Below are 11,781 nucleotides of genomic sequence, written 5' to 3' on the forward strand. Positions count from 1 at the left end.
CTTTAGGCGGAGTGAAGGCTAGTGANTGGATCATCTGAAGACGAAAGCACAATTAATCGCGGAGTTAGAGGTGCTACGGGCGCAGGTGGCAACCCTAACACAGGTAATAGAACAGAGCCCGTCTAAACCTTCATTGTTGGTAAATTACTTGAGTTCTGGGGGAAATGGTAAATCCCTGCAAGTTCTATGTGTAGAAGATAGTGAAATTGATGGCAATATTTATCAACGGTTCCTTAGACAAAATCAGGAGTATAATTATCAGTTTATTAACTTTAATTTAGGGGAAGAAGCTTTAATTTGGTGTCAACAAAATCAGCCCGATATTCTGCTATTAGATTATAGTTTACCCCATATGGACGGGTTAGAATTTTTAATCCAATTTCGGACATATTGGGAAAATCATCAATGTCCGGCTCTGGTTATTACAGGACAGGGAAATACAGAAATTGCCGTTGAATTCTTCAAACAAGGTGCTCAAGATTATTTAGATAAAAGCCAGATTACTGCGGATAGTTTAAATCGAGCCGTGACTCATTTAGTTCAAAAAACTCAACTCTTACAGGAACAACAATGGCAACAACAACGCCAACAATTGATTGCTAAAACAGCTTTATCGATTCGTCAGTCCCTGAATTTAGCCGAAATTCTGCAAACAACCGTTACAGAAATTAGACAGATTCTACAAAGCGATCGCGTGATTGTCTATCAATTTCAACCTGATCGCACAGGTATCATCCTACAGGAATCGGTTTGTGATCCAACCTTATCCCTTCTAGGGGCGGTGATGCCAGAAGAACACTTTCCCTACACCTGGGTCACACCCTACGAACAGGGACGAACCAGAGTGATCCAAGATATTTATACCGATCCTGACATCAGTGACTGTCATCGAGAATTTCTCGAACAGTTGCACATCCGCAGTAACCTCATCGTTCCCCTGCTGTTGCGAGATCATCTTTGGGGGTTATTAATTGCCCATCATTGTACCGCTCCTCGATTTTGGACAGCCAATGAAGTTAACTTAATGCAGGAATTAGCCACTCAAGTGAGTATTGCCATTCAGCAAGCAACCTTACTCCAAGAACTACAACAGGAATTATTAGACCGAAAACAGGCAGAAATCGCATTACAACACAGTCAAGAACAGTTAAAAACGGCAGTAGAATCGGCCGATTTAGGAACCTGGTGTCTGGATGTAGCAGCCCAAACATCTACGGTGTCTGATCGGTTTAAGGCAATGTTTGGCTTTCCCATCACCCCTGGAACCGTAACCTTTAACTCGATTATCCAACGTATCCATCCCGAAGATCGCCCTCTGATCACTGCAAAAATCGGACAAGTGATCGCCCATCAACAACCCTATAACGCCGAGTATCGAATTATTTGGCCCGATGGTACAGTACGCTGGATTTTGGCGAAGGGAAAGGCCTTGTGTGATCAACAGGGTCATGTGGTGATGGTGGCTGGTTGTGCACTTGATCTCACAGAACGGAAACACCTGGAAACCCAGTTGCAAATTAATGAAGAACGGTTAAATTTAGCCCTAGATTTAACGGGAATTGGCTGCTGGGATTGGAATTTGCAAACTCAGGACATTGTGTGGAATGACAATCACTTCCGCCTATTGGGATTAGATCCTGAAACGGTGGTCTCCGACTATGCAACCTGGCGAAAATCCCTCCCTCCTGATGATCTCGAAACAGTAGAAGCACTCTTGCAACAGTCAATCCAAACTCAAGAATTTTACTCAGCAGAATATCGAATTATTTGGCCTGATGGGAGCTTGCATTGGATTTGGGGTGCGGGTCAGATTCTCCGAGATCAACCGACTCGAATGTTAGGGGTGATCAAGGATATTACCCCCCGTAAACAAATAGAAATTGACCTGAAAGAACGGGAAGAAACCCTGCGCCTGTTTGTTAGTTATGCTCCGGCGGGAATTGCCATGCTGGATGAAAATCTGCATTATGTTATGGCTAGTCAACGCTGGGTAGAGGATTATCAACTAGAGTCGATTGAATCCATTTTAGGGCGATCGCATTATGAAATTTTTCCTGAAATTCCTGAACGTTGGAAACAAGTCCATCGGCGCTGTCTAGCCGGAAGTATAGAAAAATCCGATGAAGATTTGCTGGTGCGTTCTGATGGAACTCAACAATGGGTTCGCTGGGAAGTCCGCCCTTGGTCTAATAGCCAAGGTGAAATTTCTGGAATTATTATTTTTTCTGAAGATATTACGCAACGCAAACAATTAGAAAAAAGCCTCAAAATCAGTGAACAACGGCTTCGCATGACCCTAGAGTTAACCGAGATTGGGTGCTGGGATTGGGATTTGCAAAGTCATCAATTAACTTGTAGTGACAATCAATTAATATTATGGGGACTGCCTTTAGACAGTCGAGTTTCTGACTTTGAAGCCTGGAAAAATTTACTCCATCCTGATGATCTTCCCCAGATTGAACACAGCCTCCAAAATACCCTTGAAAACCACGATATTTACACTGTTGAATATCGGATTTATGGGCTAGATGGGAGTCTCCATTGGATGTTGGGAAGAGGATATTTGCTGATAGATGCCAACGGTCAACCGAGCCATATTTTAGGCATCACCTTAGAAATTACCGAGCGTAAACGAGCAGAAATTGCCCTACACAATCTGAATACAGAACTAGAAGAAAAGGTTAAACAACGCACAAAAATATTAACTAAAATCAATAATCGTCTGCAAAAAGAACTGATAACCAGAGAAATCATAGAGAAAAAATTAAAAAAACAGGAACAACTGTTACAGAGTTTCTTTGATGCGGCTTCCGTTGCTAATATTGGCTTAGGAATTCGAGATCATCAGTTCCGCTTTGTGCAAGTCAATCAAGCCTTTGCTGATATGAATGGTTATTCCATTGAAGCCCATCTTAATCATTCAGTCAGCGAACTTTTACCCCATCTAGCTCCCTCAATTCTACCTTTATTACAACAGGTATTGGAAACGGGAGAAGCTATATCTAATAGAGAAATTGCGATCACTTTACCCCAAGAACCCAACGTGATGCACTATTGGTTAGTGTCCTATTTTCCGATTCCAGGGAACACTCAAAATCAAAAGGCAATTGGGAATATTATTATAGAAATTAGCGATCGCAAACGAATTGAAATCGAGCGAGAAAAACTGATTGATATTTTAGAAGTAACGTCCGATATTATCGCAACGGCTTCGGTTAATACACTGGGGGTAGAATACCTTAACTTGTCAGGTCGTCGAATGTTTGGCTTTCCAGAACACACACCAATTGATCAACTTTTGATTCCTGATGTGCACCCGCCCTGGGCTTTTTCTATTCTTAGAGATCAGGGAATTCCGACTGCGATTCGAGAAGGGGTTTGGATGGGAGAAACGGCTATTTTGAAATCGGATGGAGCGGAAATTCCGGTTTCTCAAGTGATCCTGGCTCATACATTTGGGACGAATCAAGTTCAATTTATTTCTACTATTATTCGTAATATTACACAGCAAAAACAAACAGAAGCAACCCTACGCGAATCCAACCGACGTTGGCAATCTCTTCTCGATAATGTGCAGTTAATTGTTGTAGCTTTAAATGAAGAGGGTCAGGTTGAATATATCAATCCTTTTTTCCTGAAATTAACCGGATATTCGGAAGCGGAAGTCTTAGGAAAAATGTGGTTTGATCACTTTATTCCCCCCCATCAAAGATTAGAAGTTAACAAGATGTTCCAAGACATTATGACGGTTGATTTCCATCCCTATTATCAAAATTCTATTCTCACCCAATCAGGAGAGGAACGCATAATCGCCTGGAATAATACTTTATTACAAAATGTTGAGGGTCAGCCTATTGGTACTCTCAGTATTGGAGAAGATATTACAGAACGCTATCAACTCGAACGCATGAAGGCTGAATTTATTTCTATGGTCAGTCATGAGTTACGCACGCCACTAACTGCTATGCAGGCGGGTTTGAGTTTACTTCATAGCAATATTATTGCACCGCAGTCTCCTGAAGGACAAATTACCCTGGATATTGCTATGACCGGGGTTAATCGGTTGGTACGTTTGGTGAATGATATTTTAGATTTAGAGCGTTTGGAATCGGGTAAAATTCGTCTGGCAATTCGCCCCTGTGATGTTACGATTTTAATCAATACCGCGATTGCTCAAATGCAGGAGTTAGCCAATCAAGGTGGGATTGTCCTTGAAAGTCAGATTCAACCTTTTGAGATTGATGCTGATCCAGATCGATTATTACAAGTTTTGATTAATCTGCTGAGTAATGCCATTAAATTCTCTCCTAATCACTCTGTAATTCATCTTTCAGTGCATCTTTATCAATCTTCTTCAGATGATGAACAACCCACTATCAATGCACATCAAGCTTCAACCTCCAACAAAATTTATCCGCCCCTAACCTCTGACTTTTTGTTATTTGCAATTCGAGATCAAGGACGGGGAATTCCGAAAGAAAACCTGGAGAGTATTTTTGAACGCTTCCACCAAGTTGACAGTTCTGATTCGCGTGAAAAAGGGGGAACTGGTTTAGGATTAGCTATTTGTCGGAGTATTATTCAACAGCATGGGGGACAAATTTGGGTGGAAAGTCGTCTCCAAGTCGGCAGCACATTTTATTTTACAATTCCTATTAATTATGAAGCGAGTTCTTATTATTGATGATGATCGGGCGATCGGTCAAATTGTCCAGATTTCCTTAAAAGCGATTGCTGGATGGGAGGTGTTGATGGAAACATCCGGTCAGCAAGGCATTGATCGAGCGTTAGTAGAACGTCCTGATGTTATTCTATTAGATGTGATGATGCCAGAAATGGATGGTATTACGACCTTTAAAAAAATACAGGAAACTTCAATTATTGCATCGATTCCCGTTATTTTATTAACGGCAAAAGCTCAGATTCACGAAAAACAACAATTGAGTGAACTTCCTATTGCTGGAGTCATTACTAAACCCTTCACGGCTCCTGATTTAGTTCAACAGATGCGCTTGCTGTTGCATTGGAAAGAGTAAAATCAGTTATCAGTTATCAGTTATCAGTTATCAGTTATCAGTTATCAGTTATCAGTTATCAGTTATCAGTTGACAGTTATCAGTTNTACTTACTTCCTATAGGGAAGGACTTTTGGAAAGTGTTTTATCGCAATTCTCCCCTGGTTAAAATCTTACCCGGTGGCACTTATCCGCATAAATCGTTGTAGGGCTTTAACCCCAAGATCGGAGGGCTTTAGCCCTACAACAAGATTATTTCTTAGGTTTAAACTGTTTTTCTACAATACTAACAATCGTATCCCTAGGAAAAAATCGAGGTAAATTCACAATAAATTGATTACTTAATCCCCCCGTTACTAAAGTTGAAAACTCTTTTTCTAACGCTTGTAACGTCTCTTCAACTACTTCCTCCGCCGTTGCATAATTTTGTCCGGCACCTGCAAAGGTTTGGGGAAATTCTGCTTCTACAAAAAAGTTAGATTCTGTAGGGCCAGGACACACCACTAAAATTCTCACCCCAGAGTCTTTATTTTCTGCCCATAAGGCTTCTGTAAACGTCAAAACAAAGGCTTTTGTTCCAGAGTAAACGGAAGAATAAGGTAAAGGTTGATAACCCGCAATAGAAGCCACATTAACAATTGCACCTGAACCTCGTTTTTTCATATCGGTTAAGAATAAATGAGTCAGTTCAACTAAAGCTAAAATATTCAACTGAATCATTTGAACTTGTTTTTCTAAGGGTCTATCAACAAACGCACCATAATCTCCAAACCCAGCATTATTAATCAGTAAATCAACAGTTAATCCCGCTTGAGAGATGGCATCATAAACTGCTTTTGCTGCACCCGGTTGAGTTAAATCTTGAGGAATGACATGAACTTTAATATTATATTGAGTCTGAAAGTGTTCAGCTAGTTTTTCTAATTTATCTTGAGAACGAGCTACCAAAACCACATCCATTTTGCGAGATGCCAGTTCCTTTGCAAACGCCGCCCCAATTCCAACAGACGCTCCTGTAATTAACGCAGTCTTCATTAATTCTCAATCCTAGAATAACTTTCTAATCCATTATTGTAACGTATTTTTGATATTTTGTTAAGATTACTAGCTTTATATCAGAAATTAATAACCCAGAATCAATTGTAATCAGATGAGTGCATTTTTCGATACCGTCGATAAAATTGTTTTTGATGCAAACGGTGAATAAAATATAAACTTCCCCAATAACTAATAATTGCACAAATTAAGGCAACCGTGAAAGATCCAACCAATAAAGCGATGATAAAATCTGTGCCTAAGTTAAGAATATTATCAAAAGATAAAGATTGTTCTTCTTCTAAAGAAAGGGTAGGAAAACCTAATAACCATTGACCGATATGAAAATTAAACCAATAAATAGGAATAGAAGTAATGGGGTTACTCACCCAAGTTCCAACCACCGCCAACAATTTATAGCCCCGCAGAAGGGTTGCTAAAGCCACCCCTAAAATGATTTGTAAGCCAAAAAACGGAAACCAACCCGTAAACACCCCAACAGCTAAACCTCTAGCTAAATATTCAGGTTTACCTTGACGGTGGATAAAACGACGATAAAAATATTTCCTCCACTGACGCCATAACTTCTGAACGGGTTTGGGTCGAGATGCAGCCATTATTTGGCGTTGTCGGTGCATCTCCAGCAACGGTCGCATCCCATTGTCCTCCTACTTCTTGATTCATCTTAATTTTAGCTTCTTCCGCAACGAGTGCCCCACGTCTGACCCGTTAGGGCAGCGTGGGATGAATTGCGGTCAGGGACTAGAATGTTCAATAATTGGTTATTATAAAATATAATATAATAAAAAAGGAGGTGATTCAAAGTGCTAAAGGCAACAAAAGTAAGGCTCTATCCAACACCTGAACAGGAGTTGGCATTAGCTAAATCGTTTGGCTGTGCAAGATGGTATTGGAATTTTGCCTTAAATGCCTGTATTCAGCACTATCAAGAAACTGGTAAAAGCCTAAAATTAGCATCTTATAAAGGAATGCTCCCTCAACTTAAAAAAGAATATCCTTGGCTCAAAGAGAATTGCTACTCATCAGTTCTTCAATGTGTAGCTATAAATTTAGATAGAGCCTACAAAAACTTTTTTGAGGGACGAGCTAAATTTCCTAATTTCAAATCCAAACATCACAAGCAATCAATTCAGTATCCCCAAAGTGTTACTGTTAATGGTGAATACCTAAAAGTTCCCAAAATTGGTGAGATCAAAGCGATATTTCATCGAGAAGTTACGGGAAAGATTAAAACAGTAACAATCTCCAAAACTTCGACTGATAAATATTTTGCTTCAATTTTATGTGAAGTCGAAGGAACTGACGTTAAACAGTCGGGAGATAATATTATTGGGATTGATCTAGGGTTAAAAGATTTCGCAATTACTCATAATGGAGAAAATGCAACTAAATACGCTAACCCCAAACATTTATATCGTCATCAGAAAAATCTAGCCCGGAAACAGAAAAAACTCTCCCGAAAAACTAAAGGTAGTAAATCGAGAGAGAAGTTTAGAAAAATTGTAGCTAAGGTTCACGAAAAGATAACCAACTCCCGCCAAGATTTCTTGCATAAATTATCAAGAAAGTTGGTAAACGAAAGTCAAGTGATTGTCGTTGAAAACCTCAACGTCAAGGGAATGGTTAAGAACCGGAAGTTATCAAAAGCAATATCTGATGTGGGTTGGGGAAAATTTGTCAACTTTATTGATTACAAGTTGAAACAAAGCAACGGTGAACTTGTAGAAATTGATCGCTTTTTCCCTAGCTCCAAAACCTGTTCGAGTTGTGGTCATGTCCTAGATGGATTATCTCTGGATATCAGAGAATGGGATTGTCCTAATTGTCATACTCATCATGACCGTGACGAAAACGCGGCACTCAACATCAGGAATGAAGGGATCAGAATATTAACTGAAGGCGGAGGGAACCTCGTCTTTGCCGATGGAGGCTGTGTAAGACCACCTGCTTGTAAAAGTAAGGGGCATTGGTCTGTGAATTCGGAAGCCTACACCGCCCTAGTCGGGTCGGTGTAGGTAGTTCACCGGGTTTTCTCAACCTCTATCAATGGGTTGTTTTTATGAAAGTGAGAACAGGAATAGAGAATAATCAATCAGAAATAGAAAAAACAAAATAAAAATAGAATATTCACAAAATTTTCACAAGTTGAGTCTACATTAGAATTGGATACCGGGAATAACTTTTTAGTCCCAGTTCACTCTTAATAATACTTTACTTTGAATAAAATTTCTTAATCCTCCTATGAATACTTGTCCCTGCTGCTCTGAATCAATGCTTCGTCATACCCGCAACCATCAAGTCTATTGGTTCTGCCGTCATTGTTGGGAAGAAATGCCTGTATTCGAGCTTAAAAATCCGCCCCTCAGCATTTTATCCCGCAAAGAGACTTCTCTCCCTAGTCAACCTTCTCTGGTTCTATCTTTGTTACACTGACCGACCTCCTTTATAATGCTTGATTGAGAGGTAGGCAATAGTGCGTAAAATTGAATCATCCCGCATAACATCCACAAGGAATAAAAATGTGAAAATTCTGTGTGTAGAAGATGATCCCAATTTAGCTAAACTATTGGAAACTCTCTTAGTGCAGCATCATTATCAGGTCGATTTAGCCAGAGATGGATTGATCGGATGGAACTTTGCAGAAACCTTTACCTACGACTTAATTTTACTCGATATAGGTTTACCTCAATTAGATGGTTTACAGTTTTGTCAACAACTTCGAGTAAATTCCTCCTCCCCCTCAAGCCGGAATTCTGATACACCTATACTGCTGATGACCGCTTTGGATACAGTCACCAATAAAGTCATGGGTTTGGATGCAGGAGCAGATGATTATATTGTTAAACCGTTTGATTTACAAGAATTTTTAGCTCGAATGAGGGCCTTATTGCGACGACATCCAGACAGTCGCTCACCCCAATTAACTTGGGGGGAATTGTGTATGAATCCTAATAGTTGTCAAGTAACCTATCAAGATCAACCGATCATATTAACCGCAAAAGAATATGAATTATTACAGCTTTTTCTGCGAAATCCCCATCAGATTTTTAGTGTCAGTCGCTTATTAGATTGTCTGTGGAAATCCGATGAATTTCCCAGTGAAGGAACAGTTCGAGCGCATATTAAAGGATTACGAAAAAAACTCAAAGAGCAGGGGTCTAAAGATATTATAGAAACCCTGTATAAATTAGGCTATCGATTAAGATTAGAAAAACAGAATCAAACCCCAAATAAAGCCCAAAAATCACAAAAAAAACCGGAAGTTTTGAAGGAATTTCCTCAACAATTAGATCCGTCTTTCCTAACTTCAGAAATGCTACCTGAATTGTGGCCCGTATGGCAGGAGTCCCAACCCCTTTACTGCGATCGCTTATCCATTGTTCAACAGGCGATCGCAGCCTTATATGAAGGACGATTAACCCCCGAACAACAACACCATGCAGAACGAGAAATTCATACGTTAATCGGATCATTAGGGTGTTTTGGATTAATGTCAGCCTCGGATTTATCCCGCCAAATTCAGCAGATTTTGAAATCGGGAGAACCCTTGGGATTAGCAGAAGCCGACCAACTCCAAACCTTAACAACCAGATTACGGAACGCGATTGAACAGACTAATCAACACATCCAACACAAAAGTGATCCCCAACCTCAACCTCAATCTAAAACCCCGATTCGCAGCACATTGTTACTTGTAGATGATGATTTTCCCCTGGCTCAAATTATTGCCATTGAAGCCGTGAATTGGGGCTATGAATCCCATATTGCCACGGATCTGCACCAAGCCCAACAACTGTTGACTCGGTATCAATTTGATAGCATAATCTTGGATCTCAACTTCCCGAATTCTACAGAAACGGGATTAGATTTTCTAGCAACGGTACGACATCAATATCCCAATATTTCAGTGGTAATGTTAACGGCAGAACCCGCCTGGATGAAGCGAATTCAGGCGGCGCGGTTGGGAAGTCCCTGCTTCTTGCAAAAACCCTTAACTCCCAATCAAATCATGCAGGCGGTATCCCAAGTTTTAGAGCAAAAAAATTCCCTATCGACTCGGATTTTAGTCGTTGATGACAATCTAATTTTACTAGAAGCTTTAGAAAGTGTATTAGAAGACGCAGGTTATCAGGTCATCTTGCTGAATCAAGCCGAAAAATTTTGGGAAATCTTAGAACAAACGGCTCCTGATTTGTTAATTCTGGATTTGGAATTATCCAACATCTGCGCCTTGAAACTGACAGATCCCATACCCTCCCCCAGTGTCACGGGTTGGGATTTGTGTGAAATTATTCGCCGTGATCCACGCTGGAACCGATTACCTATTTTGGTTTTATCCGGTTATACTGACCCTGAAACCATTCAACGCAGTTTTACCGCCGGGGCTGATGATGTTTTATCGAAACCCATTGGCCCCCAAGAATTGCTGACTCGGATTGAAATTCGACTACAACAGCGACAACGCTGGAAAATGACGGAATTGGATGAGTTAACGGGAGTCAGTCTCCGGCGAAAAGCGTTACAAGACCTAACTTCGTTACTCCATTTAGCCCAACGACAACAACAACCCTTCAGTCTAGTAATGTTGGACTTAGATCATTTCAAACGCATCAATGATCAATATGGACACGATATCGGAGATCAGGTTTTAAGTTATTTGGGCAAACTTTTACAACAATCCTTAAGACAAGAAGACGTGGTAGGACGTTGGGGGGGCGAGGAATTTGTAATAGGGATATATGGGATAATGAAATCCACTGGAATTCATCGATTACAGGAGATTTTTGAGGTTTTCAGCCAGCACCAATTCTGGGCTAAGAATGGAATTCCCTTTCAAGTCACCTTTAGTGGCGGAATTGCTCAGTTTCCTGATGATGGCAAAGACATACAAACCCTTTACCAAGCTGCGGATACAGCCCTTTACCAAGCTAAAGCCCAAGGCAGAAGTCGAATAGTAATCAGTTGACAGTTATCAGTTATCAGTTATCAGTTATCAGTTATCAGTTATCAGTTATCAGTTATCAGTAGAGACGTGCCATGGCGCGTCTGTACCAGTTATCAGTTGACAGTTGACAGTTGACAGTTGACAGTTGAGGCGCGCCATGTCGCGTCTGTACTCAGTTGGGGGTTAGTCTTAATCAATTGGATGTTGGGGAATGAATCATTAGTTAATAAGAGGAGGTATTGATGAGTGATGAAGGATTGTGTCAAAAAAGTTTGGTTTATGATAAAGCTTATAAATTTGCGATTCGGGTTGTTAATGCTTATAAATATCTAACTCAAAATAAGCAGGAGTGGGTTTTGTCTAAGCAGTTAATTAGAAGTGGTACATCAATTGGAGCGAATATTGCTGAAGCTAATGGTGCAATATCTCCAGCAGATTTTTCTGCCAAAATGTCTATTGCATATAAAGAATGTCTGGAAACTAAATACTGGCTTTCTTTATTAAAAGACACAAGCTATTTAGATGAACAAGCTTTTAACAGTATCTATCAAGATGCTGATGAAGTCGGAAAAATTCTTTTTGCCATCCTTAAAAATACTAGGATCACTAAAAACTGTCAACCGATAATTGATAATGGATAATTGATAACTGTCAACTGTCAACTGTCAACTGTCAACTGATAACTGATAACTGTCAACTGATAACTGTCAACTGATAACTGTCAACTGATAACTGATAACTGATAACTGATAACTGATAACTGAT

The 11,781-nt window shown here is 40.1% G+C and carries 7 protein-coding genes; 5 read left to right on the forward strand and 2 right to left on the reverse strand.

Features of this window, described 5'->3' with window-relative positions:
* Nucleotides 1–85 precede the first annotated feature (85 nt).
* Complete coding sequence (locus PL9214_RS18685) at nucleotides 86–4,684, forward strand: PAS domain S-box protein (RefSeq protein WP_139295108.1); 4,599 nt, start codon at nucleotides 86–88, stop codon at nucleotides 4,682–4,684.
* The gene (locus PL9214_RS18690; protein WP_072720281.1) at nucleotides 4,662–5,036 is read left to right on the forward strand and encodes a response regulator; all 375 of its coding nucleotides are present in this window, start codon (nucleotides 4,662–4,664) and stop codon (nucleotides 5,034–5,036) included. Before PL9214_RS18685 ends, PL9214_RS18690 begins: the two co-directional genes overlap by 23 nt.
* A 231-nt stretch (nucleotides 5,037–5,267) precedes the next feature.
* Here the strand turns inward: PL9214_RS18690 and PL9214_RS18695 are convergent, their stop codons facing one another.
* Both PL9214_RS18695 and PL9214_RS18700 read right to left on the reverse strand, forming a co-directional pair.
* Entirely contained in the window at nucleotides 5,268–6,050 is a 783-nt protein-coding gene (locus PL9214_RS18695) for an SDR family NAD(P)-dependent oxidoreductase (RefSeq protein ID WP_072720282.1), read from the reverse strand.
* Between the two features lie 101 nt (nucleotides 6,051–6,151).
* A complete protein-coding gene (locus tag PL9214_RS18700; protein WP_083580079.1) occupies nucleotides 6,152–6,706 on the reverse strand; it encodes a DUF2062 domain-containing protein in 555 nt (184 codons plus the stop codon).
* Between the two features lie 168 nt (nucleotides 6,707–6,874).
* Between PL9214_RS18700 and PL9214_RS18705 the strand changes: the two genes are divergently transcribed.
* The 3 genes from PL9214_RS18705 (at nucleotide 6,875) to PL9214_RS18720 (ending at nucleotide 11,657) form a co-directional block, all read left to right on the forward strand.
* Nucleotides 6,875–8,086: an RNA-guided endonuclease InsQ/TnpB family protein gene (locus PL9214_RS18705; RefSeq protein ID WP_072720284.1), complete on the forward strand. Its 1,212-nt coding sequence runs from the start codon at nucleotides 6,875–6,877 to the stop codon at nucleotides 8,084–8,086.
* Between the two features lie 506 nt (nucleotides 8,087–8,592).
* Nucleotides 8,593–11,037, forward strand: a complete 2,445-nt coding sequence (locus PL9214_RS31395; RefSeq protein WP_072720286.1) for a response regulator — start codon at nucleotides 8,593–8,595, stop codon at nucleotides 11,035–11,037.
* Nucleotides 11,038–11,258: 221 nt separating this feature from the next.
* The gene (locus PL9214_RS18720) at nucleotides 11,259–11,657 is read left to right on the forward strand and encodes a four helix bundle protein (RefSeq protein ID WP_186440404.1); all 399 of its coding nucleotides are present in this window, start codon (nucleotides 11,259–11,261) and stop codon (nucleotides 11,655–11,657) included.
* The last annotated feature ends 124 nt before the right edge of the window (nucleotides 11,658–11,781 follow it).

The organism is Planktothrix tepida PCC 9214 (genome assembly GCF_900009145.1).
Taxonomy (GTDB): Bacteria; Cyanobacteriota; Cyanobacteriia; order Cyanobacteriales; family Microcoleaceae; genus Planktothrix; species Planktothrix tepida.

Coding starts and splice junctions, on each gene's coding strand:
- PL9214_RS18690 (WP_072720281.1), top strand. CDS start 4,662: ATGAAGCGAGTTCTTATTATTGATGATGATCGGGCGATCGGTCAAATT.
- PL9214_RS18695 (WP_072720282.1), bottom strand. CDS start 6,050: ATGAAGACTGCGTTAATTACAGGAGCGTCTGTTGGAATTGGGGCGGCG.
- PL9214_RS18700 (WP_083580079.1), bottom strand. CDS start 6,706: ATGCGACCGTTGCTGGAGATGCACCGACAACGCCAAATAATGGCTGCA.
- PL9214_RS18720 (WP_186440404.1), top strand. CDS start 11,259: ATGAGTGATGAAGGATTGTGTCAAAAAAGTTTGGTTTATGATAAAGCT.